At 40.8% G+C, this 25673-nt stretch carries 25 protein-coding genes; 11 read left to right on the top strand and 14 right to left on the bottom strand.

What is annotated here, in order from left to right:
• Positions 1 to 121: 121 nt before the first annotated feature.
• Complete coding sequence (locus D0T87_RS07435) at positions 122 to 634, bottom strand: UpxY family transcription antiterminator (RefSeq protein WP_163174358.1); 513 nt, start codon at positions 632 to 634, stop codon at positions 122 to 124.
• A gap of 495 nt (positions 635 to 1129) precedes the next feature.
• On the opposite strand from D0T87_RS07435, the gene D0T87_RS07440 reads away from it, so the two are divergent.
• The 3 genes from D0T87_RS07440 to D0T87_RS07450 all read left to right on the top strand — a co-directional run bounded on the left by D0T87_RS07440 (position 1130) and on the right by D0T87_RS07450 (position 3765).
• Entirely contained in the window at positions 1130 to 1465 is a 336-nt protein-coding gene (locus D0T87_RS07440; RefSeq protein WP_163174360.1) for a hypothetical protein, read from the top strand.
• Positions 1466 to 1617: 152 nt separating this feature from the next.
• A complete protein-coding gene (locus D0T87_RS07445; RefSeq protein WP_163174362.1) occupies positions 1618 to 2595 on the top strand; it encodes a BT4734/BF3469 family protein in 978 nt (325 codons plus the stop codon).
• Between the two features lie 21 nt (positions 2596 to 2616).
• Positions 2617 to 3765 carry a VapE domain-containing protein gene (locus tag D0T87_RS07450; RefSeq protein WP_163174364.1) on the top strand — a complete coding sequence of 383 codons (1149 nt, stop codon included), beginning with the start codon at positions 2617 to 2619 and terminating at the stop codon, positions 3763 to 3765.
• 115 nt (positions 3766 to 3880) lie between these two features.
• Here the strand turns inward: D0T87_RS07450 and D0T87_RS07455 are convergent, their stop codons facing one another.
• Together D0T87_RS07455 and D0T87_RS07460 are read right to left on the bottom strand one after the other, a co-directional pair.
• Positions 3881 to 5182, bottom strand: a complete 1302-nt coding sequence (locus D0T87_RS07455; protein WP_163174366.1) for an ATP-binding protein — start codon at positions 5180 to 5182, stop codon at positions 3881 to 3883.
• 122 nt (positions 5183 to 5304) lie between these two features.
• Positions 5305 to 5544 (bottom strand): DUF4248 domain-containing protein, encoded by a 240-nt coding sequence (locus D0T87_RS07460; RefSeq protein ID WP_370526825.1) that lies wholly within the window; start codon positions 5542 to 5544, stop codon positions 5305 to 5307.
• A 302-nt stretch (positions 5545 to 5846) separates the two neighbouring features.
• Here D0T87_RS07460 and D0T87_RS07465 point away from each other — a divergent pair, with 302 nt between their 5' ends.
• From D0T87_RS07465 to D0T87_RS07475, 3 genes are all read left to right on the top strand, one after another.
• Positions 5847 to 6341, top strand: coding sequence for an HU family DNA-binding protein (locus D0T87_RS07465; RefSeq protein ID WP_163174368.1), 495 nt, complete (start codon positions 5847 to 5849; stop codon positions 6339 to 6341).
• Positions 6342 to 6656: 315 nt separating this feature from the next.
• Positions 6657 to 6920, top strand: coding sequence for a hypothetical protein (locus D0T87_RS07470; protein WP_163174370.1), 264 nt, complete (start codon positions 6657 to 6659; stop codon positions 6918 to 6920).
• A 43-nt stretch (positions 6921 to 6963) separates the two neighbouring features.
• Positions 6964 to 7398 carry an N-acetylmuramoyl-L-alanine amidase gene (locus tag D0T87_RS07475; RefSeq protein ID WP_163174372.1) on the top strand — a complete coding sequence of 145 codons (435 nt, stop codon included), beginning with the start codon at positions 6964 to 6966 and terminating at the stop codon, positions 7396 to 7398.
• A gap of 67 nt (positions 7399 to 7465) precedes the next feature.
• Here the strand turns inward: D0T87_RS07475 and D0T87_RS07480 are convergent, their stop codons facing one another.
• The 4 genes from D0T87_RS07480 to mutY form a co-directional block, all read right to left on the bottom strand.
• The gene (locus tag D0T87_RS07480) at positions 7466 to 8098 is read right to left on the bottom strand and encodes a 4'-phosphopantetheinyl transferase superfamily protein (RefSeq protein WP_163174374.1); all 633 of its coding nucleotides are present in this window, start codon (positions 8096 to 8098) and stop codon (positions 7466 to 7468) included.
• Positions 8099 to 8189: 91 nt separating this feature from the next.
• On the bottom strand, positions 8190 to 9518 hold the full coding sequence (gene gldE / locus D0T87_RS07485) for a gliding motility-associated protein GldE (RefSeq protein ID WP_239063544.1): 1329 nt from the start codon (positions 9516 to 9518) through the stop codon (positions 8190 to 8192).
• Between the two features lie 116 nt (positions 9519 to 9634).
• Positions 9635 to 10087 (bottom strand): single-stranded DNA-binding protein, encoded by a 453-nt coding sequence (locus D0T87_RS07490; RefSeq protein ID WP_163174376.1) that lies wholly within the window; start codon positions 10085 to 10087, stop codon positions 9635 to 9637.
• 345 nt (positions 10088 to 10432) lie between these two features.
• Entirely contained in the window at positions 10433 to 11530 is a 1098-nt protein-coding gene (mutY, locus tag D0T87_RS07495; protein ID WP_163174378.1) for an A/G-specific adenine glycosylase, read from the bottom strand.
• 428 nt (positions 11531 to 11958) lie between these two features.
• Between mutY and D0T87_RS07500 the strand changes: the two genes are divergently transcribed.
• The 3 genes from D0T87_RS07500 (at position 11959) to D0T87_RS07510 (ending at position 14587) form a co-directional block, all read left to right on the top strand.
• A complete protein-coding gene (locus D0T87_RS07500) occupies positions 11959 to 12177 on the top strand; it encodes a DUF5053 domain-containing protein (RefSeq protein WP_163174380.1) in 219 nt (72 codons plus the stop codon).
• Positions 12178 to 12393: 216 nt separating this feature from the next.
• Positions 12394 to 12669, top strand: a complete 276-nt coding sequence (locus D0T87_RS07505; protein ID WP_163174383.1) for an HU family DNA-binding protein — start codon at positions 12394 to 12396, stop codon at positions 12667 to 12669.
• 343 nt (positions 12670 to 13012) lie between these two features.
• Complete coding sequence (locus D0T87_RS07510; RefSeq protein ID WP_163174385.1) at positions 13013 to 14587, top strand: Rne/Rng family ribonuclease; 1575 nt, start codon at positions 13013 to 13015, stop codon at positions 14585 to 14587.
• A 37-nt stretch (positions 14588 to 14624) separates the two neighbouring features.
• On the opposite strand, the gene D0T87_RS07515 is transcribed toward D0T87_RS07510, so the two are convergent.
• From D0T87_RS07515 to D0T87_RS07540, 6 genes are all read right to left on the bottom strand, one after another.
• Positions 14625 to 15317 carry an HAD family hydrolase gene (locus D0T87_RS07515; RefSeq protein WP_163174387.1) on the bottom strand — a complete coding sequence of 231 codons (693 nt, stop codon included), beginning with the start codon at positions 15315 to 15317 and terminating at the stop codon, positions 14625 to 14627.
• Positions 15314 to 16300, bottom strand: coding sequence for a lysylphosphatidylglycerol synthase transmembrane domain-containing protein (locus D0T87_RS07520; RefSeq protein WP_163174389.1), 987 nt, complete (start codon positions 16298 to 16300; stop codon positions 15314 to 15316). Before D0T87_RS07520 ends, D0T87_RS07515 begins: the two co-directional genes overlap by 4 nt.
• Positions 16301 to 16403: 103 nt before the next feature.
• Entirely contained in the window at positions 16404 to 17318 is a 915-nt protein-coding gene (locus tag D0T87_RS07525; protein WP_163174391.1) for a CDP-alcohol phosphatidyltransferase family protein, read from the bottom strand.
• Positions 17319 to 17470: 152 nt separating this feature from the next.
• Complete coding sequence (locus D0T87_RS07530) at positions 17471 to 18328, bottom strand: hypothetical protein (RefSeq protein WP_163174393.1); 858 nt, start codon at positions 18326 to 18328, stop codon at positions 17471 to 17473.
• Between the two features lie 126 nt (positions 18329 to 18454).
• Positions 18455 to 19156 (bottom strand): NDP-sugar synthase, encoded by a 702-nt coding sequence (locus D0T87_RS07535; RefSeq protein ID WP_163174395.1) that lies wholly within the window; start codon positions 19154 to 19156, stop codon positions 18455 to 18457.
• A 125-nt stretch (positions 19157 to 19281) separates the two neighbouring features.
• On the bottom strand, positions 19282 to 20580 hold the full coding sequence (locus tag D0T87_RS07540; RefSeq protein ID WP_163174397.1) for an inositol-3-phosphate synthase: 1299 nt from the start codon (positions 20578 to 20580) through the stop codon (positions 19282 to 19284).
• Between the two features lie 334 nt (positions 20581 to 20914).
• Here D0T87_RS07540 and aspT point away from each other — a divergent pair, with 334 nt between their 5' ends.
• Both aspT and aspD read left to right on the top strand, forming a co-directional pair.
• Positions 20915 to 22609 carry an aspartate-alanine antiporter gene (gene aspT / locus D0T87_RS07545; RefSeq protein WP_163174399.1) on the top strand — a complete coding sequence of 565 codons (1695 nt, stop codon included), beginning with the start codon at positions 20915 to 20917 and terminating at the stop codon, positions 22607 to 22609.
• A gap of 118 nt (positions 22610 to 22727) precedes the next feature.
• Complete coding sequence (aspD, locus tag D0T87_RS07550) at positions 22728 to 24383, top strand: aspartate 4-decarboxylase (RefSeq protein ID WP_163174402.1); 1656 nt, start codon at positions 22728 to 22730, stop codon at positions 24381 to 24383.
• On the opposite strand, the gene D0T87_RS07555 is transcribed toward aspD, so the two are convergent.
• Positions 24380 to 25669, bottom strand: a complete 1290-nt coding sequence (locus D0T87_RS07555; RefSeq protein WP_163174403.1) for a PAS domain-containing sensor histidine kinase — start codon at positions 25667 to 25669, stop codon at positions 24380 to 24382. The genes aspD and D0T87_RS07555 overlap by 4 nt on opposite strands.
• Positions 25670 to 25673 lie beyond the last annotated feature (4 nt).

Raw genomic sequence — 25673 nt, forward strand, 5'->3', positions numbered from 1 at the left:
ATCACTGTCGCTGTACATAAAATAAAATATTAGAATTATACAGCGCGAAACTAAGAAAAACAGAAATAAACATCAAGACGTCATTTTTGGACGCTTACAGGAAATATATTTAAATAAAAAATCAGATTTTTTCCAAATAACTCTTTGGAACCTTCACACTAACCACCAAGACTTGTGGTATACGTAATAACACATGCGTCTTACCTTCAACGCGCACCATTTCACCTTCAACCCCGGTAAGATTACCCTTTATAATCCGCACCCTATCGCCCGGTGCATAGGTATCACAACTCTGGCGAATCGATTCCGGCGAAAGATCCATGACGAACATGAAATCTTCCATTTGTTTATCCGGCACCACCAGCAAGCTACCCGTTTCAACATCCTTGATGTAATGCAACTTCAATGCATAATCTTTCACCAGCGCAAAAGCATGCTGTTTAGTTGTCCGGATAAAAATCAGATTATTGATAACGGGAACCTCGATACGCTTTACACGATCACTGATTCGGCGGGTGACAATATGAGTGGGTAAATAATGAGCGATTTCTAATTTTTTCAGCGAATTCCGAAGACCTAACTCCTGATTAGCCCGGGTACGAGCAGCGAACCAATATTCTTGATTTTCAACCATTTAAATTTTGTCTTCGAGTGTTTAATTTGTTTGTTTCCAACGCTACGCTAATTGTTCGATACAGAGCGACCGGACAATTTTGCTAAGTTTTAGGTTCATTTAAACCATAATGAAACGGATCTTTGCCATTTAAGCTAGGGCAGAATAATCCGATTAATGGCGCAAAGGTAAAACGTTAAAATGAAACAGCAAAATAATTCCGGGCATAAAATTGAAGTTTACTGTTTTTGAATTACAAGAGTCTGTTAAAAATCTGCTTGGACCAACAAATGCACTAGCTATATATACGTAATATATAAGAGTTTTTTTGTAACACCAGAGGTAGGTCCAACCTACCTCTACTTACCCACACAAAAAGAGTGGATATACACGCGCCCCCGCCCGCGCGTACGCGAGCACGAGAAAAAACTAACATAAAACTAACATTCTCTTAACACAGATTTCAGGAAATGAACACAAAGATTTGGGGACTATTAATTTTAAAACTTTTTTTTTATGAAAAAGAAAAATCTAAAAGTCACCATTGTGTGCAAAGAGTTAGGTATTGAGCTAAGTGAAGAACTCTATTCGCCGGAAATCCAAAAGTTGATTAAAGCAAAAAAAACGATTAACCGGAGGGCAACAGTAAAAGACTGCAATTCTGACATTATCGAAACAATTTACGAACTCTGGGAGGCCGAAGACCTTGCTATTCCAGGCGAAGACGGAATTGAATCACTGGCAAAGTTTATTTACAATACCTTTCGCTTTGCCAAAAAGAACGGAGACAAGGGATACCTCGCCCTATCTTCCATTGCATCAATGCTTTACAAGCTAAAACGTAAAGGTTAACAGAAATAAGGGGTTCCGGGTCCGGAACCCCTTGAAGGTTCTCAAAAAAATAGTTCACCTTTGCAACTTATGAGAAATTGTTTTGAGAACGAGCAAAATCAAAACAGTTTCTAAACGCATTCACAATAGTCAATTTTAAAAGTAAGAAAAGTATGAAAAGCATTCAAGTATCAGAATTTAAAGGATTTAGCAAACCAACAGGTAACGTTTCACTATTAGAGAAGCTGACAGATATTACCGAAGGAAAACATCTGTCTACCATAAAAAAATTACGGGCATTACTATGCGAAAACAAAACAGAAGAAGCCGCACGCGTCAAACGGCAGTTACCGGGCTTCACCTTATCGGCCACCTATACCGGAAAACGTACCGAGGAAGGAATCACCGGATATAACGACATCCTGATGCTGGACTTCGACAAACTAACCGAAGAGCAGCTCACCCAGTGCCGGGAAATAATCGAAAAAATACCTTACACGCTATTCTGTTTCCGAAGCCCATCGGGAAACGGACTCAAAGCAGGGGTATATTACAACAGCGAAGAAGCCGGGAAACTGCGCAACCGGCTCTTCGCAAAACCTGAAATCACAACCGCCGAACTTGAAGCGTATCACAAAAACATATTCGACCAATGCCGGCAATACTACGAAGTGCACTGTCAGGAAAAGGTAGACATCAGCGGAAGCGACATCGGAAGACTGTGTTTTGTATCACACGATCCCGAAACATTTGTGAACCGCGAAGCCATCGAAGCACTCGCCACGCCAAGCTGTAGCATCATTGTATCACCACCGGCAGCAAAGCAATCGTCTAATACGAAGAAGATCAGCCAAAAGGAAATGATACTGAACGACCTGCCGGGCGACTCGTCGGTAGAATTCTCGCACATCAACCCACATGTTCAGATGGAGTTTCAACGATGCATCAACAAAACACAACGAGACATCACCTATCTGCCCGGGCAACGCGACAAATACATCTACACCCTCGGGCACCTCTGCTACTGCAAAGGAATACCTCAGGATTGCACCACACTGTTGACACAGCACCAGTATGGAGGAGACCCAGACATTGATATTCGGCAGATCATAGCCAATGCCTATCACTACACCAGCCAGACGGACAGGTAACAGGAGGAAAAACAAAAGTTGGTGGCAGTCAGGCTTATGGAGTTTCTCGGCAGCATATGTGAAGCCCGCCGGAACATTGTTCTGGAAAGCCTGGAAATACGGATGAAGACAGACACTTCAGCGAACAACACCTATCACCCCATTCGCAAAGATGATTATAACACATTGTACATTGACGCCCAGATTTTCGGCATAAACTGCCAACCGCATATTGTAAAAGCGGTGATCAATTCACGTTTTGCACACGAGTTCAACCCGTTCGAAGAGTACTTCTACGGTCTGCCGGCATGGGATATGCAAATTGACTATATTAACCAACTTGCCGAAACCTTGCAAACAAGCAGTCAGGACTTTTGGCGCGACTGCTTCAAACGGTGGATCGTTGGTCTGGTGGCCTGTGCACTGGACGATGAGCGGGAGAATCAACTGGCACTTATCATCAAAGGGGCACAAGGCAAGGGAAAGTCAACATGGATACGCCATTTACTACCACCCGAACTAAAGTTGTACTATCGGAACGGTATGCTAAATCCAAACAATAAGGACCACATGCTTCTTCTCAGCCAACGAATATTGATTAATCTCGAAGAGTTCGAGGGAATGAAACGGGATGATATCTCCGAGTTAAAACGCTTAATCTCACAGGACAACATTACCGAACGAAAGGCGTGGGCCGAAGAAACCGGGGTTTATGTTCGCCGGGCATCGTTCATAGCCAGTACCAACGAGCCGCGTTTCCTGGAAGATATCACCGGTACCCGCCGCTTCCCAACCGTAACAGCAGAAGAGATTGATTACAAGACGTCCATTGAGCATGCGAAGATGTATGCACAGGCATTGCACCTCTGGAAGAGTGGATTCAAGTATTGGTATGATGAAGAGGAGTTTCAGGCATTAAATGCACACAACCAACAGTATGTCATAGCCAGTCAGGAGCAGGAACTTTTCTATGTTTACTTCCGCAAACCGCTGGATAATGATTATACCATCAAGTGGATGTCGGTAAGCGAAATACTAAGTATATTGTCCATTTGGGGGAAAATACAAGCCAACAAGCAAACGCAACGAAACCTGATCAAAGTACTGGAGGAAGGGGAATTCCAGAAACGAGTAACAATCAATAAAATTACAGAATACCGGGTAGTGCACATCAACGAAGCTCGGGTTTAAATAACCGACCTGGAAGAATAACTCCTCGAGTTGTCACGGTATCTCTTAGAGTTATCCGGACAACTCGAGGAGTTGTAGGGAAAACTCTAAGAGTTACGGGATAGATGTAAATATTTTAAAAATTACGAAGATAAATTCCAATAGCATAAAGGGGTATATTAACCATCCAGGTTTCTTCTCTAAAGTCAGACATTGAAGTACGGATAGTAATAGTAGAATGGAATTTCTCGACAAAAGACTTCAAACTTTTCGCTCGTAAATTCTCAGCAGCCTTAACCTCAATGGGTATAATGCTACCATTTTGTTGAATAAGAAAATCTATTTCGGCAGTAGATTGTTCAGAAGACCAATAATATACCGACAATCCGGAACTGGCTATCAGTTGTTGAAGTACATATTGTTCGGTCAATGCACCTTTAAATTCTTCGAAAATAGCATTATTCTCTAACAATGATTTAACATCCAACTCGGCCATACAAGCGAGCAATCCAACATCAGAAACGAATAATTTGAATGCTCCAAAATCTTCATAAGCCTTCAAGGGCATAGCCGGCTTAGTTACCCGATTCACTTTATGTACCAGTCCGCAATCCATCAGCCAAGCCAAAGCAAGCTCAAACTCTTTTGCCCGTGCTCCTTGCTTAATCAATCCGTAAACAAACTTTTTATTTTCTCTCGCCAGTTGAGTGGGTATAGAATTCCAAACCAGGCGGATACGAGGCACCACCTCTAGTGGAGCATGTTTTGAAAAGTCCTGTTGATATGCATCCAGAATCTGTTTCTGTATTTCACGCACCTCATTAAAATCTTTATGCTGAGCAAAAGCCGCTACAACTTCGGGCATACCACCAACATAATAATACTGTTTCAGCAATTCAACATACTTGCTTTTAAATGCTTTCACCAGCTCCCATTGCCGCTCACGAAGAAGACCCAGCAAGGCATCTTCACCCAAGGCTTGCAAATACTCGTCAAAAGTAAGTGGATACAAATCCAGGAATTCAACTTTCCCAACAGGAAATGAGGTATGAGCATGTAAAGCGATTCCAAGTAAAGAACCGGCGGCTATAATATGATATTCAGGCGCATTTTCCTGAAAATATTTCAATGAGGTAAGTGCACGCTTTGCCTCCTGTATTTCATCAAATATGATTAGTGTTTTTCCCGGTACCGGCTTCACACCTGTTGCAACCTGAAGAGCCAGCAAGATCCGGGAAAGGTCGAAGTCGTCTATGAAAAGTGATTGCAATTGCTGATCGCTTTCAAAATTTACATATACCACGTTTTCGTACTCACGATTGGCAAATTCTTTCATCAACCAAGTCTTTCCCACTTGCCTTGCTCCTCTTATTATCAAAGGCTTACGATTTGTTTTTTGTTTCCAATTCTGTAGTTTACTAAACAACTCCCGTCTCATATATTCTATTCCTTTATATCATATCACATTAATACCCTAGGACTTTCTGTGCAAATATACACTTTTTCCCTAGGAACTTTTGTGAAATAGAACATTATTACCTTAGGAACTTTAGGTTTACTTCACGGCTCACCCAAATATTTCACTATAGTAGCTACTTCTTTAGGTGTAAATCCACGACGGAATTTATTATAACCGATGGCGTTCAATTCATCCATTAGCAACCGGTTGGTACGTATCCAACGAGCAAGGGTTTGCAGGGCAACAGTTACGCACTGGGTAGGGTTATAAAGTACAGCCAACTCTTCTTTGGTATAGGCCCGAACCTGGAACACAGGGGATTTTTCAATCATTTTCTCCATTAATAACGACAGTTTTTCCTTGATTTTCAATGTTATAAAGATAATAAAAAAGGATGGATTGAAGGTATTATAATGGGAATTTATTTGAACTTATCACAAAGTTCCTGATCTTTTTTTATCTCAATCGAAATTCATTTAAAATAAGTCAATCCAGGCTAACCGAATATGCAAACTTCAGGCATACCCTATCTTTGCACAGAGAATAAAACCAAACAAATGAGCTCAACAATGGTTCGACCGGTCTAACCCAGTCAATCCTCTAATTCAAAATTCAAAATTATTAATTCAAAATTATTTAAACTATGGCTGTACCATACAAGAAGATTTTAAGAAAGAATCCGCAGGATAAAACGGATACCGGGAAGTATTACCCGCAGTTAATAACCCAGGGAAATAGTGTAGGACTGGACTATATCGCAGATATCATGCAACGATTCAGTTCGCTATCGCAAGGGGATATCAAAAGTGTGTTGGACAACTTCGTAGAAGCCATGCGAATAGCTTTGGCAAGTGGGGTGTCGGTAAACATCACAGACTTCGGAGTGTTCAGGCTGGCCGTAAAAGCCGAAGGCAGAGAGGCGAAGAAGGATTGCAGTGCAAAATGCATCAAGTCGGTGAATATCAGCTTCCGCCCGTCGACAAGTGTAAAACCGGTACTGGCAGGAACACGGGGAGCAACCAAGTTGCAGTTCTTCGATATTGAGAAAGGAGGTAACGGAGAACTCGAAGAGATCGGGGAACCAACTGATCCGGGTGCAGGAGGAGATGATGGCGAAGTGATTGATCCAGGATTCTAACCTACTTTTTCTTTTGGCTTGAACCAAAAGAAAAAGGTAGCAAAAAGAAAGGCCCGATTAAGTGAGAGCAGTGCAAGCTTGCTTAAGCACTGCCGAACGAGAGGGCCTTGGGCGAAGCCAAAAGTTCAAGGCCTAATTTGTGCAGCGTTAAGCGAACAGTCAGGGTTACGCTAAAGGGTCTCAAACTCGCTTCGCTCAAACAGAAGCCCCTTTAACGCTTCACCCTGACTGTTCGCTTAACGCTGCACAAATTAGGCCGGGGAACCATGCGGGAGTAGGTTGTGAATAATAATAATAATAATAATCGTAAAAGATATGAAATATGTTTTGGAGTTGATAAGGATGGTTCTTCCGTTTCTGAAAAAAAAGAATGCGAAGGATATCAAGGAGTTTAGTGAGTTGGTGACGGGACAGTATGAGTTTTTGGCATTGCAGTTGGAAAAGGTGCTCAAGGATTATTTTGAGATGAGCACGAAGGTGCATGAAATGCATGCTGAGATATTTAGCCTGAAGGCACAGTTGGCGGAAGCTGCGAAATTGCAATGTCTGTCGAAGGATTGTACCGAACGATGGCAATAGAGTGTAACAATCAAATGGTAAATTGTAAATCCGTAAATTGTAAATGAGAAGGGTTAATTTGATTGTGATTCACTGCTCGGCTACAAGAGAGGACCGGGATTTCACAGAATATGATTTAGATACGTGCCACCGGCGACGGGGTTTCAATGGGCCGGGGTATCATTATTATATTCGAAAAGATGGCCGGATAATCCCTACCCGCCCGCTGGAGAAGATTGGAGCACATGCCAAAGGGCATAACGCTCACTCCATCGGGATTTGTTACGAGGGTGGATTGGATAGCCGCGGACAACCGAAAGACACCCGGACAGAAGAACAGAAACAGGCGATAGACAGCCTGGTAGAAGAACTACTGAAAAGGTTTCCGAATAGCCGGGTCTGTGGTCACCGGGATTTAAGCCCCGACCTGAATGGGAATGGGGAAATAGAACCGGAGGAATGGGTTAAAGCATGTCCGTGCTTTAGAGTTGAAAGTTGAAAATTGAAAGTTGAAAGTGAACTATGCAGATCAATAAACACCAAGTCGGCATCGTAACTTTCAACTTTCAACTCTCAACTGAAGTCCACGTCATTACAAATTCAGGATCAATGATGTAGCAGATGAGATAGGTTCTTCCATGTTTGGAGCGGGTTTCCTTCCCTGGAAAGCATGTACCATCCAGTTGAGTAAGGTCCACATGCATATGTTCACGAAAATCTACGGCTTCCTCGTTCATGCACTTAAACATGACTTCTTTAGCCGACCAGATGAGCAGAAGGGCATGAGTTTTTTGTACGGAGTCTTCGGGCAAATGTTCGTCATCCCGTACAAATTTATGGGCCACTTTATGTACCCGTTCACTTATTTTCTCAATATCAATACCCACTTCGTTCGTTTCACTTATAATCACAGAAACATAACCTTTGGTATGCGAGATACTTAGATGGGCACTATGATCTGCAAAATAGGGCTTACCACTGGGATGATACTGAATAGGAGTGATTCTTTGAGTTAGTGTGTATAGAAGAACACGTACAGCCAACCACTCTATTTTACGGGAATCGGATTTGAATGCATTGAGTTCATCCATATATACGGCACCCTGATCCGGCAGAAGTGCCAGTAATTCACTCAGGTTTTCGGTTACTTTCCAAATCCCCCACTGATATTCTGAAGTTATATATTGCTTGTACAACATGAGAGTTGAGAGTTGACAGTTGAGAGTTGACAGTTGACAGTTGAGAGTTGACAGTTAAGCTGCGCATCATCGGCATCGTAACTGTCAACTGTCAACTGTTAACTGTCAACTCTTTAACGACTTTTACTTTTAAAATCCGCCGGTTATCCATCTCAAGGATTTCGAACTCGTAATTTTCGTATGTTAGTTTCTCGTGAAGCTGTGGAAACTCTCCTTTTATTTCGAGCAGAAGACCGGCTAATGTATCCGCATCACCGGATATTTTCTCAAAATCGTCCGGATTAACCCGGGCTATTTTATAGAAATCGGTAAGCTGGGTTTTGGCTTCGAATATCCAGGTATGATCATTGATGACAACATGCGTACGTTCTTCATCATCATACTCATCGTGAATTTCACCAACAATCTCTTCGATAATATCTTCCATGGTGATAATGCCGGAGGTCCCTCCAAATTCATCAACAACAATGGCGATATGAATTTTCTCTGTCTGAAAATCCCGCAACAGGTCATCAATCATTTTTGTTTCGGGAACAAAATATGCCGGACGAATCAATGATTGCCAACGGAAGTTATCGCCTTTATTAATATGAGGAATGAGGTCTTTGATATAGAGTATCCCTTTAATATTATCAAGCGAACCGGAGTAAACCGGCATACGCGAGTAAGCATTATCAATGATACATTGCAGTACATTCTTAAAAGGCGTGCGTATATCCAGATCCACCACATCCAGCCGGGAAGTCATTACCTCCTTAGCCGTTTCCGCACCAAAACGCACAATTCCTTCAAGTATGGTATTCTCTTCGGAGAGTTCTTCCTTGTCTGTCAGATCAAGCGCCTGGGAAAGCTCGCTCACAGATATATTACGATTTTTCTTAACTACATGTTTATTAAGGAAGGTAGATGATTTCATTAACAACGACGCCAACGGATAGAATATTTTTTGGAACATAGAGATTCCTCCGGCGGCAAAACGACAAAAAGCTAGTGTGTTCTGGGCAGAGAAAATCTTAGGCATAATTTCACCAAACAGTAGCAATAGAAATGTCAGAGCTATTGTTAAAATAATAAATTCGGCCACAGGAGATGAAAAATCAAATATGCCCATAAAGAAATAATTGCAGAGCATAATGATTGTTACGTTCACAAAATTGTTGGTAATCAGAATCGTAGCCAACAAACGTTCCGTATTATCCAATAGCCGGCTTACTTTTTCATCTGCCGGATGGTTCCGGGCATCAATTTCATTGCGATCAGATGGAGATAAAGAGAAAAAAGCAATCTCCGAGGCGGAGGCAAAGCCCGATACGAGCAATAACAAACCGGCCAGAATAATGGCCACAATCTCCGAAGGTGTAGGAGGATTTACGGCTATGCCGCTAAAAACATCTGCCAACTGGCATAAATAATCGTCCAAAACAATAATTTTTAATTAAAAATTATTTTAGTTGACAGTTGACAGTTGATAGTTGACAGTTACTATGCAGAATCAATCTGTAGCTTAACTGTCAACTATCAACTGTCAACTCTCAACTAAAACGGTAAATCGTCTGCAGGGTTATCATTCGTTCCCGGCATGGGTTGTCCAACCTGTGGTTGCACAGGCGCTTGCTGCACACTTGGTGATGGCGCTCCCATACCCGTATTTGCCGCTTTGGGAGTAAGCATTTCCATATTATCGACAAAAATCTCAGTTACATAGCGTTTATTACCAGCCTGATCATCATAAGACCGTGTTCTGATTTTACCTTCTACATACAGCTTATCTCCTTTATGGATATATTTTTCTGCTGTTTCTGCCAAACCACGCCATAACACAAGATTATGCCATTCTGTTCTTTCCGGAACCTGTGTTCCGTTAGCAAGTGTATAACCACGTTCTGATGTAGCTAAGGACATTGTTGCTACGGCAATACCGGTATCAAGATATCTCACTTCCGGGTCCTTGCCTACATTCCCTAATAATATAACTTTGTTTACTGACATCTTTTATTTACTATTTACTGATTTACAATTTACGATTGAAATTACAATGTTTTATTTTGATTGAAACACAGATTAACACGGATTATCGCAGATTATTTTTATGTATTACACAGATTATTAAAATAATATATTAAATCTATGATAATCTGCGTTAATCTGCGTTTCAATTATTTGCCGTCAAAAATAAATAGAATTCAGGGATAAAGCAAGAGGATTAATTAAAAGTTGAGAGTTTAGAGTTTAGAGTTGAAAGTTGAAAATTGAAAGTTACGATGCCGGCCTGATGTTTATTGATCCGCATGGTTAACTTTCAATTTTCAACTTTCAACTTTCAACTCTAAAACTTCAACTCTCTAAGAAGATTTGCACTAACCGGGAAATAGCATATTGATCCATATCTTCCTTTTTGATACGTTTGTAGGTCGAGAATGAGCGGGTTGTTTCAGGCAGGGTAACTTCATAGAAATTAGCATATATCACCCGGTGCGAAAGAACGTGCTTCACCGACTTCAAAGACAATTTTATTACAGGAGATTCACCTTCGGCTATCAGGTTACGGAACTCGGTTGATGCAATGAGGTTCTCTTCCGTCACAGGCTCGGAGGTTTCGATCAGCGGCAATTCAAACAAGTTTCTCCAGATATCATTTCCGGTCCGTTTATGTATAAATGTATATTCACCGGCATTTACATACAGATAATTAAAATAGCGATTGGTCGTTTTCGTTTTATGCTGCTTTATAGGTAACTTATTGACTAAGCCTACGGCAAGTGCAACACAACGGTTAGCCAAAGGACAATTCGTACAATCGGGCGATTTGGGAGTACACAGTAAAGCGCCAAAATCCATAATGGCCTGGTTAAACAATGCAGGTTGTTTTTTATCCATCAGTCTGTTTGCCCATTCGGTGATTTCCTTCTTTCCCCGCCCCGAGTCAATCGGAGTTTCAACTCCCATATAACGGGATATCACGCGGAACACATTGCCGTCTACTACCGGATAAGGCATGCCATAAGATATGGAACAGATAGCTGCTGCCGTATATTCTCCCACCCCTTTCAAATTGATCACCCCTTCATATGTATCCGGAAATACACCATTCATACTTTTAGCTGCCGCATGCAGGTTCCGTGCACGGGAATAGTATCCTAGTCCCTGCCAGTACTTCATTACTTCATCCTCATCGGCATTTGCTAAAGTCTGTACATCCGGGAAACGTTTGATAAAACGCAGAAAATAATCGTATCCCTGATTTACACGGGTCTGTTGCAGGATAATTTCGGATATCCATATTTTATAAGGATCGGTAGTTTCCCGCCAGGGCAGTTCGCGTTTATTCTCATTATACCATTTTATCAGTTGAAAATTGAAAGTTGAAAATTGGAAGTTATCATCTTCACTTATCACTTCAGTCTGGAAAGGATTATATTTCTTTTGCCTCATAAAATAAATTCTAAGAGCCTGTTTAAATTTTGCTCGTTCTTTTATTTAGTGCTGTTTTTAGGCTGTTTGTTTTCTTTTTAAGGTGAGAATAGCGGGCTATTTGAACCGCAAAAAGAGAAGAAACAGACAAAAAGAGCGCTAAAGAAAAAACGAAAGCAACATATAATAATTATTCTGTGGAAAATTTAAACAGGCTCTAAATAATGCATCAAAGATAATGGGATAAATTGAGATATAAAAACACTATACCACTTGTGCACTATAAATAATCATAGTACATTTGCATACAATAACAAACATCAATAAAACATGGAAAAAGTAAAAGTTGAATTAACTGATAAAGAGTGGGAATTAATTGAAACCATCCGTCTTTTAATAAAAACAAGACATAATTACTCTATTCAATTGTAACCAAAAACGAGCCTATAATGAGATCGATAGAAGATGTGGTCCTTGATATTACATGGTCTAAGATAGCAAAACGTTATTTCCCAGATAAATCAATTACATGGCTTTATAATAAATTGCGTGGCGTTGATGGAAATGGTGGTTCCGGACATTTCACCGAAAGTGAGAAAATCCAGTTAAAGAATGCACTTCTTGATTTTTCGGAAAGAGTAAAGAATGCCGCCGAATCTATAATATAAACTCTGCATAATCTACGACCCCACACAACTTTGTGGTTGAAACTCGGATTACACCTCTTTCTATAATAATCAAATAAACACAATACTGAGTTTTTTTAGAAATTAGTCTAGAATATATTTTTTAGAGAGATTAAAAAGCTATATATTTGCAGTCCAAAAAATTAGGTATTAAAAGAAAAGAATATAAGTAATAATAATTATTATTTTTAAACTAAAATGACTAAGGCAGATATTGTAAACGAAGTTACGAAGAGTACTGGTGTAGACAAAGTAGTAGCTCTTAACATTGTTGAGGCATTCATGGAGGCTATTAAAGACTCCCTGGCTAAAGAGGAAAATGTGTATCTACGCGGATTCGGTAGCTTTGTAGTAAAGAAAAGAGCTCAAAAAACAGCTCGTAATATTTCCAAGAATACGACTATCATTATTCCGGAGCATAATGTACCGGCTTTCAAACCAGCAAAATCGTTTGCTGAGCTTCTGAAAAAATGATCTGAGTTCTGAGTTCTGAGTTTAGAGTACCAAGCGGACTAAAACTCATAACTCAAAACTTATAACTCAAAACTTAATATTATTAACCCTATTAAAATAAAAGCTATGCCAAGCGGAAAAAAGAAAAAAAGACATAAAATGTCTACGCATAAGCGTAAAAAAAGACTAAGAAAGAACAGACATAAAAGCAAAAAATAATTTTATAGTCTGATGTACAGATACGGAGAACAAACTTGTAAAGCATGGTCTTTTCGGGTTTGTTCTTTGTGTTAGAACCCTTGAGTATTTAAGAAGGCTCGTCAGACAGCTTCTTAATTAACCAAACTAAATAAGAAATGAAATTGTGACAAGTGAACTGGTAGTAGATGTACAACCCAAAGAAGTCTCCATTGCTCTTCTCGAAGATAAAAGCCTGGTAGAACTTCAAAGCGAAGGAAGAAACATTTCCTTCTCTGTGGGTAATATGTATTTGGGCCGGATAAAGAAACTGATGCCGGGATTAAATGCATGTTTTGTGGATGTCGGCTATGAGAAAGACGCTTTTCTTCATTATTTAGACCTTGGACCTCAATTTAACTCACTGGAAAAGTTCGTAAGACAAGCTCTTGGCGACAGAAAAAAATTACCTCAGATGCACAAAGCATCTATCCTACCGGACATTGAGAAAGACGGCACCATTGCCAACACACTAAAAGTAGGACAAGAGGTCATTGTACAAATCGCAAAGGAACCTATTTCGACTAAAGGCCCCAGACTGACTTCCGAGATTTCATTTGCCGGAAGATACCTGGTTCTGATTCCTTTTAACGATAAGGTATCCGTATCACAAAAAATTAAATCGAGCGAAGAACGCGCCCGTCTGAAGCAACTCCTTCAAAGCATCAAGCCTAAGAATTTCGGAGTTATTGTACGTACGGTAGCAGAAGGCAAACGCGTGGCCGAACTCGATGGAGAGCTTAAAGTGCTTGTCAAACACTGGGAAGACAGCCTGAAAAAGGTACAAAAAGCAACCAAGTTTCCGACATTGATCTACGAGGAAACCAGCCGTGCTGTAGGAATGCTTCGCGACCTGTTCAATCCTTCATTTGAAAACATCCACGTCAACAATGAGGCGGTTTACAATGAAATCAGAGACTATGTAACACTCATTGCCCCCGACCGTGCAGGGATTGTGAAGCATTACAAAGGGCAACTTCCTATTTTCGACAATTTCGGTATCACCAAACAAGTCAAATCAGCATTCGGCAAGACCGTATCCTATAAGGGTGGAGCCTATCTGATTATTGAACACACTGAAGCGCTTCACGTAATAGACGTGAATAGTGGAAACCGCACCAAAAGCCCTGACGGTCAGGAAGGTAACGCATTAGAAGTTAACCTTGGAGCCGCAGACGAATTGGCGCGTCAACTACGCCTCAGAGACATGGGTGGTATTATTGTGATAGACTTCATTGATATGAGCTCTGCCGAAAATCGTCAAAAGCTTTACGAACGAATGACTGCCAACATGCAAAAGGACCGGGCAAGGCATAACATTCTGCCACTCAGCAAATTCGGGCTGATGCAGATTACCCGCCAACGTGTACGTCCGGCTATGGATGTGAACACGCTTGAAGAATGTCCTACGTGTCATGGCAAAGGCAAGATTAAGTCGTCCATTCTTTTCACGGACACTTTAGAGAGTAAAATTGACTACCTGGTTAATAAACTGAAGATAAAGAAATTCTCACTCCACATCCATCCGTATGTGGCCGCTTACATTAATAAAGGGATTTTTTCCCTGAAATATAAATGGCGCATGAAATACGGAAGTGGTATTAAAATTGTTCCGAATCAAAAACTCGCTTTCCTGGAATATATATTCTATGATCCGCAAGGTGAGGAAATTGATATGAAGGAAGAATTAGATGTAAAATAAATAATGGCTGCTCTTAAAAATAGGGCAGCCATTATTTTTAGAACAAAAGTTTAGCCAACATTTCCAGTGAGCTAACCCAAGCCCCTTTATATTCTTCAGGAGGTAATTTTTTGGTGATTAATATTGTTGGGCATCCTAAAAGTTGAGCCGGTAGTATATCATTCTTCATCGAGTCACCGATTATTAAGAATTCCTCCGGTTTAACCGCACTTTGATCAATAGCTATTTTCCAGATTGCCGGATCGGGTTTCCGTACTCCAACAATAGTAGAATCAATTAATCTATCCAGATATTCAAAGATATGAGCCTCTTTAAGAATGGTTTCCAGATTACCATAATAGTTAGACACAATGCTCAAATCATAGTTTCCGTTCAATGTCTTAAAGATCATTGCAGCTGTTTGGAGATTAGCATCAATTTGTGTCAAAGTACATAGCTTTTGATCAATCATATCCGTATTATAATGACCGGCCAGATATTCGAACTGATAATTTAGCTTTCTGGTTATAGTATCCTCAAAGCTAGTATCGCGTGGTATACCATTCTTCTCCATCTGGCGTTCACCATATACATAAGCATCCCAATATTGTTCTTTGGTTAAGCCACGTTTGATGATTTCGCCTTCAAACTGACTCCAAAAGAAATCAAACCAATGTATTCCTGGTATATCTAGTGTTCCGCCAAAGTCAAAAGCTATGGCCTTGATTTTCTTTAAATCTTGTTCTTTCATTTTTTATTCCCAATTTTCATCAGTGCCAACCCGATAATGATCCAGATTAATTCCCGGACACGGGTTATCAACGCGGTATATACTCCATATGCTCCGGACATGGATAAGCCTCCAACGGCCAATGCAAACCCACCTTCACGTCCTCCAATCTGCATGGGCATAAAGAATAGCAGATTGGCAAGCAAGGAAGAAAAAGCTACGATTAAAACACAATCTATAAAACTTACGTCCGTAGTCAGGATATTCAATATCAACCAGACTTCCATGCAAGATAAGACTCTGGCTGCGAATTCTAAGGATAAAGCCGTATAGAAAGTACGCTTCCGCTTCTGGTGAAGTAATGCAATTTGCTGGTCTATCGCCTTTAATTGATCGCTATACTTTTCGGCTATGTTTGCTGCATACTTCTTTAAAATAGGTATTTTACTGCATATACGTACAAAGGCTACAGCCATCCCGCTCCGGTAGCCACGAATAAAGAGAACGGCGAAAAACAAGCAAAATATAAGGATTAACGCCATCACAATTCCCATAATCAGATTCACCGGATAAAAACAGATGTAAATAACTACAGCAGCAATCCAAAAGCAGAAATGGGAGGATATATGCATCATAACATATAGGATGACAGAAGAAGTAGCCCGTTCAACGCCTATAAAAGGCTTCAACTCCATAATACGATATGGCTCACCTCCCATCAACCCCACAGGGGTTACATAGTTCAAGGCAAAACCGGATATGGAAAGTTTATATACCCGCCAAAAGGGTACGTATGCTTTCTTCCCATCACGAATAATCTGATACCACGACGTTGCATTCAATAAATAAACAAACACCCAAAGAAGAATGATCAGTGGGAAATAGTAACCGGCACGTTTCAAATTACTCCACAGTTCGTTATAGTCCATATCGAATGTGAACATCATAATGATGACTGCAACAATACCAAATGCCAGGAAAATATTACGATACTTACTTTTCACCGGGTTGAGTTTTGGGTTTTGGGTTATGAGTTTTGAGTTTTGAGTTATGAGTGGTGAGTTTTAGGTTTTGGGTTATGAGTATCTGCATAGTATTACTCATAACTCAGAACTCACCACTCATAACTTGATTATAAAGCTTCTTACTTAACGATTCATGTTTACTTATCATATAGATAAGCAGACCATTCAGAATCGTGAGTTCAAAGATAAAGTAAATCCACGGAAGATTCAGGAAAAGACTGATGAAAAGTACGATTACACGGGTATTGAAAGATAGGATATTTGTATATTTCATCAATGGTTTACTACCCTTGCGAAAATCATCGGCTAATTCCTGCGGTATCTGGTTTTTATATTTTTCATGTATCACATTGAAAAAACGTTGAAACCAGGGAGAACTTTTCTCCTGCGAAGCCGTATATCTGCCATAGAAGTAATGATACATCTTCATGCCCCAATTACCTTTCCAGGGAAGGGAATTATAAATATCATACTGCTGCCTGGAACTATCCAACTCACTACCCGCCTCTCCTTTCAAAAAGAAAAGATGAATATTCCGGTAATAGTCGGCCATAGCCGCTTGTTTACTATGGAAGTATCCGGCCACTGCTGCTAAAGCCCATATCCAATAATTCCATTCGGGCATTAACCGCAGGCAGATTGCTGCATAAATAGATACAAACCAAAAGTCGCCTGCCAGACCATCGAGGATTCGTCCTATACGGGATTTCTGCCCGGTCATACGTGCCAATTGTCCATCGGCGCTATCATAGGAGTTTGCCCAGATCAGTAGGAGCATTCCTATGATGTTATAGTAGATATTATCAAAATAGAAGAAAACACCCGCAGCTACTCCCAGGAATATGGAAGCAATGGTTACAGTGTTCGGATGTACACCCAGTTTCTGAAAAAACAATGCCCAACGATATCCAATAGGACGATAAAAGATTAAATCAATAGGTTCTTCCGTATCGGCCGATTTAAGGGTTGATTCCAAAGAGGGTTTATTATTCGTCATTATTTTATTATTTCTATAGGGTTTTGAATGTAAATGATTAGCTGTAGGGGCGGTTCGCGAACCGCCCGAAAATGGTTTCCTGTTTATTCTGGACATTGGGCGGTTCGCGAACCGCCCCTACAGTAAATCACTCCTTTCCAATCCGTTTTACTCTATTTCTTTATCTTTTCAATAATTGCCGAGGCAATGGCATGTGCTGCTTCCTCACGACATGGGGCAAAACTTGGCCAATCGTTAAAGTCGATGATCCTTATGGTACCATCGGGAGCAATGATGCAATCGCCACCATATACCATAACACTCAACGCTTCTGATGCTTTATCACAGATATCCTTTAAGTGCCCCATATCAAAATGTATGCCTTCCGGTTTACCGTTTATTTCTTCATGTCCGAACTTACTATGTTTTTTATCAAAAGGATAAAACCAATGAAAAAATGGAGTTCCTGCAACACCATAGAATTTAACCAGGTCACCTTCAAGATGTTCATTTATAACAACCCTATTTATACCTCTCAAGGCATATTCGGCCATCACCTCCCGAAGGTTTTCTTTATTGCGTACGTATGTTACGTCTTCGCGGTGTATGGCATGAAAGTCACCACGCTTAACCCAACAAAAGGCTACGTCTCTGCCGGATGCATAAGTTGTAACCTCTTCCATTGTTGAGATAATAAGGCTTTCGGGATGAGGAACATTATTCTCCAACAAAAGCCTTGTCATTCGCTCACGGGTACAATTTTCAATACCATATCCGGAATTTACAGCTATAATACCACCATTCTCCAATTGCTGTAGTTTACGGACCGCCTGTTCATTCCGTAGCATAGTAAAAACAACATCTTCGGTAATATCATTTACTAGAAACTCCTGTTCAGTATATAAATTGACTATAAACCCTGCTTCACTCAACAAATTGGTTACAGCCGAAAAGATAGCTGCATCATTTCCAATATGATTCGGCGAAAAAAGAGTATGCCGTTTTACTCCTGCTATTTTTATCTGTTTCATTTTTATTTTGAAGGAATTTTGAAACGCAGATTAACACAGATTTACGCAGATTATATATAATAACTAAATAAATAATCTGCGTAAATCTGTGTTAATCTGCGTTTCAAAAGTCAATTTACTCATTTCTTATCTACTCTGTATAAACTCCTCCGCAGTCCTGATGTCTGTTTCATGATCAACATCGACTATTTTAGAGAACGGAAATGCTTTAACCTCTAACCCTGTTTGTACCATAAGGCGCTGGAAGTTCCGCATACGCGAAAGTCCTTCGTCCATAGCCTGTCTAAACAAATTGAGTACGGTTTCATTCATTCCATAAATACCTCCGGAAACATATTGTATACCTGGTTCGGGAAGATCAAGGAAGTTTGTGATGCGTAAATCCTCGTTCGTCTGAACGTACAAAGGCTTTTCATCGTCTATATAATCGGTAACCCCCATCAAAGCATCACTCATGCGGTCATTACGAAACGCACGAATATAATCCGAGAATTCTGCTTCCCTGAAAATGGTATCTACTGTTGTTAAACAAAACTTTCCCCCTTGAAGGTAGGGAGAAAGTTCGTAAAAGCTATGTAGAGAATCGGGAGTGCTTTTGATCACAAGATTTAATGGTACCGGCAGATTTACACTTTGCAGGTACTGCCTTACATCCATCATCTCTTCGTTGATAATAACACTTACAGATTCAGCATTGTTATTAATAAATATACGAAAAAGCCGTTCTATCATTCGTTCCCCATTAATATGGAGCAAAGGCTTTGACACCCCTACCCCTTCGGCTACCAACCGGGAACCCTGACCAGCGGCTATTACTGCATAGTTCATAATCAAAAACTTAAAGTTTTTGATTAAGTTGAAAGTTGAAAGTTGAAAGTTGAAAGTTACGATGCCGATTTTTATTTTCTTCATCTGCATAGATAACTTTCAACTTTCAACTTTCAACTTTCAACTTAATCCAAGTAGTCTATCGTTTCCTCCCCAATCATCTTGCGCAACGTGTTTTTCAGTTTAGTGTACTGAATGAACAAGTCATGCTCAGGGATATGTTCAAAGTCATGCATCGGACTTTTCAGATAGAATGATAACCATTCCTGAATGCCGTACATACCTACTCTCAGTGCCAGATCAGAGAAAAGCACCAGGTCAAGGCATAATGGAGCAGCCAGAATAGAGTCACGACAAAGGAAATCGACTTTCAGTTGCATAGGGTAACCCATCCATCCTACGATATCAATATTGTCCCAACCTTCTTTGTTATCTTTGCGTGGTGGGTAATAGTTAATACGTACTTTATGATAGATGTTACCATATAGTTCAGGATATAATTCGGGTTGAAGAATGGTATCAATTACAGACAGCTTGCTGACCTCCTTGGTTTTGAATGAATCCGGATCGTCCAGAACTTCTCCGTCACGATTACCTAAAATATTGGTAGAAAACCAGCCATCCAGCCCAAGCATACGTGTTTTAAGCATAGGAGCCAACACGGTTTTCATCATAGTCTGGCCTGTTTTGAAGTCTTTTCCGGCGATGGGAACTTTTTTCTCCGCCGAGAATTCCCACATGGCAGGGATATCCAGACAAAGATTAGGCGCTCCCATAATGAAAGGCGCTCCTTCGGCGATGGATGCATACGCATAGCACATACTTGGAGCAATAATATCTTCGCGATTTTCTTTCATGGCCTTTTCGAAAGTAGCCAATGATTTGTGTTCTTCACACATTGGCAAGTATATTTCTGTACTTGCTGCCCAAATTACTACTACTCTATCGCATTTATTGGCTTCTTTAAAGTCACGGATATCTTTACGTATAGCTTCCGTCAGTTCCCAACGGTTGGTACTCTGCTTTACGTGTGTTCCGTGCAGGCGTTTTACCCAATTCTGGTCAAATGCGGCAGGCATTGGCTTTATTGCCTTCAACTCATCTTTCACGCCATTAATATCTTTCTCATTCAGGACTTCTGCATGGCAAGCAGCTTCGTATACGTCTTCCGGGAAAATATCCCAACCGCCAAATACTAAATCATTTAAATCGGTCAAAGGCACAACGTCTTTGATCTTAGGAAAGTTATTTTCAATTCTCTTACCTAAACGAATAGTTGCCAGTTGAGTGATAGAACCAATAGGGGTTGATAATCCTTTGCGAACTGCAAGTGTTCCTATTACAAACGTGGAAGAAACAGCTCCTCCCAACCCTACTACCAGTACTCCGAGTTTGCCTGTAGCCGGCTTAATTTCATTTTTCATGTTGGTGATATATTTACTCAATTATTTAACTACCGCAAATCTATGTAATAATCCTGGAATAATTCTGAAAACTTAGAATAGATTTTAAGTTTAATACCTTATAAGTGGACCTTTTTTAATCATTTTAACAGTATTGTGCAATTGAAAGTTGAAAGTTGAAAATTGAAAGTTACGATGTCGATATTAATTCTTCATTTGCACAATAATTTTCGACTTCCAACTTTCAATTTCCAATTCTTAAAAACTCTTTTCCTTTTTTTCTGTTATATAGATTAATCGCGGATTTGTCCGCATATATGATAACCTGATAATTTTCACTTAAACATTATAATATATGGAATGGATTATTAGTCAACTCAGGGAGCACCCCGAACTAGCTGTCTTCCTTACCTTATTTTTAGGTTTCTGGATCGGAAAACTCAAGATAGGGAAATTCAGTTTGGGAACAGTTACAAGTGTGCTACTGGTAGGTGTTCTTGTCGGTCAATTGAATATTGAGATCAGTGGCCCATTAAAATCAGTATTTTTCCTTCTCTTCCTTTTTGCGGTCGGATATAAGGTCGGTCCACAGTTCTTCAGAGGGCTAAAGAAAGATGGATTGCCGCAAATGTTATTTGCTGCCATCATGTGTGTATTCTGTCTGATTGCCCCTTGGGGATTAGCCAAGATTATGGGTTACAACCTCGGTGAAGCTGCCGGGTTATTGGCAGGTTCGCAAACGATCTCTGCGGTAATCGGTGTAGCCGGTGATACAATCAACGGATTGGATATTGCCGCAGCTGATAAGACCAAATTTATTAATGCAATTCCGGTAGCTTATGCGGTAACGTATATCTTTGGTACGGCTGGTTCGGCATGGTTACTTGCTTCTATTGGTCCACGCTTATTAGGTGGATTGGAGAAAGTTAAGGCAGCTTGTAAGGAACTGGAAGCGAAGATGGGCAGTTCGGACGAAGAAGAACCTGGTATCGCTAAGGCGGCTCGTCCTGTAGTTTTTCGTGGCTATAAGATTGAGAATGATTGGTTTGGTGATGGAAAGAAGATTAGCGAACTCGAAACGTATTTCCGTAAAGATGGAAAAACCATTTATGTGGAAAGAGTACGTCAGAATGGAGTTGTTGGCGATGCGTCTCCAAATCTTATCCTGAAAAAAGGGGATGAGGTTGTACTCAGCGGACGCCGTGAGTTTGTAATTGATGAAGAAGAATGGATCGGTAATGAGGTGCTGAATGTTCAACTCCTTGATTTCCCAACAGAAACGATTCCGGTGACTGTAAGTAAGAAGACATGTGCAACCAAGACTGTGGCACATCTTCGTCGCCAGAAGTTTATGCATGGGGTAAGTATACAAAGTATCAAGCGTGCGGGTGTAGATATTCCGGTATTACCTAAAACGGTTATTGATGCAGGTGACGTTATATCTCTTATTGGCCTGAAAAAGGAAGTGGATATGGCAGCGGATGCTATTGGGTATGCCGATCGTCCAACCAACCAAACGGATATGATCTTTGTAGGGCTGGGTATTCTGCTGGGCGGATTGTTCGGAGCGTTAACCGTTCATTTAGGTGGGGTTCCATTAAGTTTGAGTACCAGTGGTGGCGCTCTGATTGCCGGTTTGATATTCGGTTGGCTACGTGGTAAGCATCCTACTTTCGGACGTATTCCGGAACCTTCACTTTGGATATTAAATAACGTCGGACTGAATATGTTTATCGCTGTTGTAGGTATCACGGCAGGTCCTGGGTTCGTTCAAGGGTTTAAAGAGGTGGGGGTCAGCTTATTCGTAGTAGGTGCATTGGCAACGGCTATACCGCTGATTGTCGGATTACTACTCGCCAAGTATGTATTCAAGTTCCACCCTGCATTGGTGTTGGGTTGTACTGCCGGAGCACGTACCACAACAGCAGCATTGGGAGCTATCCAGGATGCGGTGGAAAGCCAAACACCATCACTGGGTTATACGGTTACGTATGCAGTAGGAAATACCCTGCTCATCATCTGGGGGGTCGCAATAGTATTAATGATGTAGCGGCAAGGTGCCGCTGCCAGGTTTCGATGCCGGTTTCAATGTGGATGAGGGGTAAATGTAAAGTTTATAACCGCCCCTACGGTAAATCATCATTTCTAACAACAAATAAATAAACAATATGAAAGAGAATAAAAATGCATTAGATAGAAACTTCCAAAAACAAATGGAAATCATCAGTCCGTTTGAATTAAAAAATCAATTGATTGATTTGGCTGATGAGAGTATTAAAAAGGTAACCCGTACCATGTTGAATGCAGGACGTGGTAACCCGAACTGGATTGCAACAACTCCGCGTGAAGCTTTTTTTCTGTTGGGACAGTTTGGTTTGAAGGAGTGTAAACGTGTAATGTACATGCAGGAAGGCATTGCCGGTATACCCGAAAGAGATGGCATTGCATCACGTTTCGAAGAGTTCCTGAAAGATAATGAGAAAAAAGCCGGTGCGGAATTACTGGAAAAAACTTATAACTATTTGTTAATGGAGCATGCCGCTGATCCGGATACTTTGGTACACGAATGGGCAGAAGCTGTTATCGGCGACCAATACCCGGTGCCCGATCGTATTCTGCATTTCACAGAAATCCTGGTACAGGATTATCTGGCACAAGAGATGTGCGACCGCCGTCCCCCCAAAGGTAAATTCGATTTGTTTGCTACCGAAGGTGGTACAGCAGCCATGTGTTATGCCTTCGACTCGTTGCAGGAAAACTTCTTGCTGGATAAAGGTGACGGAATTGCTTTATTGACTCCAGCCTTTACGCCATATATTGAAATACCACGCCTGAGCCGATATCAATTCAACCTGATTGAGATTTGTGCAGATAAGATGACTAAAGAAGGTTTCCACACCTGGCAATACCGGGATGAAGAGATCGACAAGTTGAAAGATCCTAAAATCAAGGCTTTATTTGTTACAAATCCTAGCAACCCGCCTAGTTATGCACTGGCACCGGAAACAGTAGCACGTATTGTAAACATTGTGAAGAATGACAACCCGAATCTGATGATTATTACAGATGATGTTTATGGTACATTCATTCCACATTTCCGTTCATTGCTGGCTGAGTTACCACAGAATACGCTTTGTGTTTATTCATTCTCCAAGTATTTTGGAGCAACCGGATGGCGTGATGCAGTAATCGCTCTTCATGAAAATAATATTTATGACAGGATGATTGCCGAATTGCCAAAAGACAAAAAAGAAGCATTGAATGAACGCTACAGTAGCCTGACATTGAAGCCCGAAAAGATGAAGTTTATTGATCGTATGGTAGCTGATAGCCGTCAGGTAGCGTTGAATCACACCGCAGGTTTGTCACTTCCACAACAAATGCAAATGAGCTTATTTGCTTCATTCGCACTGTTGGACAAGGAAGATAAATATAAAGCGAAGATGCAGGAGATTATCCGTAAACGCTTGAAAGCATTGTGGGATAATACAGGGTTTACACTGATGGAAGATCCGTTACGTGCCGGATATTATAGTGAAATTGATATGCTGGTGTGGGCGAAGAAGCTGTATGGAGATGATTTTGTTCAATACCTGAAAAAGAACTATGAACCCGTAGACGTTGTATTCCGCCTGGCGCACGAAACCTCATTGGTTCTATTGAACGGTGGTGGTTTTGACGGACCGGAATGGAGTATCCGCGCTTCACTTGCCAACCTGAACGAGAAAGATTACGTTGTCATAGGCAAGGGCATCCGCGCCATTCTCGATGAGTACGCCGCTAAGTGGAGCGGCAAGGTGCCGCAGCCAGGTTCAAAAGACTAGAATAGTATCCTGAACCTGGTCAACCCATCAGAATATGTTCTCAGAGAGAATGTACACCCGTGGCGGCTAAGGACTTCACGTATAAAGATTAAGCCAATACCTTGACCGTTAGGCTTGGTAGAAAAGAAGGGACTGAAGATTTTATCTTCGGTCTCTTTTGTTATTCCCTTTCCGTTGTCTATAATTTCAATGCCGGCAGGAGATAAAGTACGGATTGTAATTGCTCCATTCTGCTCAATGCTTTCGGCTGAGTTTTTAATGATATTGACTAAAACCTGCTCAAACAAGGAAGCATCCAGATGCTGTTTAGGCAATTCTGTTGTTTCGAGCGTGAGGGTTATATTACGGTCGGCACACATTCCCTCCATAAAGCGTTTGCAGGTAAATGTCAACTCGTTCAGATCAACCGGAGTTAAATGAGGTTCGGGAATCTTCACCACATCGGCAAAACGGACGATAAAACGGCTCATAGAGAAACAACGCTCTATACAAACCCGCATCACTTCACGAATATCTTCCGTATTGTCTATTTCCGTCAGAGCATCTTCAATGGTATCCAACGTTGATGTGATGCCTGCTGTTGTATTATTCACTTCATGGGCAATCATCCGGATCACCTTCTCGTACGCTATTTTCTCAGCTTTAATAACTTCGTCGGTCAGACTCTCGATCAGATAAAAAGAATGTGAGAAACCATGATTGATAAATGAAGAATGGGTGCATTTATAGATATTGGCATCATTCAGCCGCACCGTTTTGGAATCATCCCGGGAAATATTTAATAGTTCCACTATTAAAGGAGAATCTATATCAGAGAGTTTTTTCTCTTTGATATCTCCCATTGACATACCTAGCATTTTCAGCGCCATCGGATTACATTGACTCACTTCACCATCCAATGAAATGATAAGTACACCCATAGGAGATGCTTCAATCAACAGGTCCAGAAAATGGTTTTGCTCACGCAATCGAAGCCGTTCATTCTTCAATTGTTCCATCATACGGTTAAAGATATGGACGATATGATCGGCCTCTACCTGCCCCACATCACTCAAACGACTGCTAAAATCCTGTTCGCGCAGCAGTTCCATACCATTACCAATAATATGCAACGGTTTCACGACTCTTCGATAGAAATAGATCAGATAAATCAAGGTCAGAAGGATTAACCCTTCTATGGTATAAAACACCCAGGGAGACGAATGCATAACACCCAAATAGGCTAATAATCCTACAATTACCAGTAAAAACAGAGTCAGTATGAAAAACAATCCTTTTATCCGCATAATG

It is taken from the genome of Bacteroides sp. 51, assembly GCF_010500965.1.
In the GTDB taxonomy this organism is placed as follows: Bacteria; Bacteroidota; Bacteroidia; order Bacteroidales; family Bacteroidaceae; genus Bacteroides.

Bases quoted from the DNA above. Each gene is read 5' to 3' on its own strand.
- mutY (WP_163174378.1), bottom strand. From the start codon at position 11,530: ATGAGGCAAAAGAAATATAATCCTTTCCAGACTGAAGTGATAAGTGAA.
- D0T87_RS07480 (WP_163174374.1), bottom strand. From the start codon at position 8,098: ATGTTGTACAAGCAATATATAACTTCAGAATATCAGTGGGGGATTTGG.
- aspD (WP_163174402.1), top strand. From the start codon at position 22,728: ATGAAAGAGAATAAAAATGCATTAGATAGAAACTTCCAAAAACAAATG.
- D0T87_RS07445 (WP_163174362.1), top strand. From the start codon at position 1,618: ATGAAAAGCATTCAAGTATCAGAATTTAAAGGATTTAGCAAACCAACA.
- D0T87_RS07490 (WP_163174376.1), bottom strand. From the start codon at position 10,087: ATGTCAGTAAACAAAGTTATATTATTAGGGAATGTAGGCAAGGACCCG.
- D0T87_RS07435 (WP_163174358.1), bottom strand. From the start codon at position 634: ATGGTTGAAAATCAAGAATATTGGTTCGCTGCTCGTACCCGGGCTAAT.
- D0T87_RS07535 (WP_163174395.1), bottom strand. From the start codon at position 19,156: ATGAACTATGCAGTAATAGCCGCTGGTCAGGGTTCCCGGTTGGTAGCC.
- D0T87_RS07460 (WP_370526825.1), bottom strand. From the start codon at position 5,544: ATGGAGAAAATGATTGAAAAATCCCCTGTGTTCCAGGTTCGGGCCTAT.
- aspT (WP_163174399.1), top strand. From the start codon at position 20,915: ATGGAATGGATTATTAGTCAACTCAGGGAGCACCCCGAACTAGCTGTC.
- D0T87_RS07500 (WP_163174380.1), top strand. From the start codon at position 11,959: ATGAGATCGATAGAAGATGTGGTCCTTGATATTACATGGTCTAAGATA.
- D0T87_RS07455 (WP_163174366.1), bottom strand. From the start codon at position 5,182: ATGAGACGGGAGTTGTTTAGTAAACTACAGAATTGGAAACAAAAAACA.
- D0T87_RS07555 (WP_163174403.1), bottom strand. From the start codon at position 25,669: ATGCGGATAAAAGGATTGTTTTTCATACTGACTCTGTTTTTACTGGTA.
- D0T87_RS07475 (WP_163174372.1), top strand. From the start codon at position 6,964: ATGAGAAGGGTTAATTTGATTGTGATTCACTGCTCGGCTACAAGAGAG.
- D0T87_RS07470 (WP_163174370.1), top strand. From the start codon at position 6,657: ATGAAATATGTTTTGGAGTTGATAAGGATGGTTCTTCCGTTTCTGAAA.
- D0T87_RS07540 (WP_163174397.1), bottom strand. From the start codon at position 20,580: ATGAAAAATGAAATTAAGCCGGCTACAGGCAAACTCGGAGTACTGGTA.
- D0T87_RS07465 (WP_163174368.1), top strand. From the start codon at position 5,847: ATGGCTGTACCATACAAGAAGATTTTAAGAAAGAATCCGCAGGATAAA.
- D0T87_RS07505 (WP_163174383.1), top strand. From the start codon at position 12,394: ATGACTAAGGCAGATATTGTAAACGAAGTTACGAAGAGTACTGGTGTA.
- D0T87_RS07530 (WP_163174393.1), bottom strand. From the start codon at position 18,328: ATGAAACAGATAAAAATAGCAGGAGTAAAACGGCATACTCTTTTTTCG.
- D0T87_RS07515 (WP_163174387.1), bottom strand. From the start codon at position 15,317: ATGAAAGAACAAGATTTAAAGAAAATCAAGGCCATAGCTTTTGACTTT.
- D0T87_RS07440 (WP_163174360.1), top strand. From the start codon at position 1,130: ATGAAAAAGAAAAATCTAAAAGTCACCATTGTGTGCAAAGAGTTAGGT.
- D0T87_RS07525 (WP_163174391.1), bottom strand. From the start codon at position 17,318: ATGACGAATAATAAACCCTCTTTGGAATCAACCCTTAAATCGGCCGAT.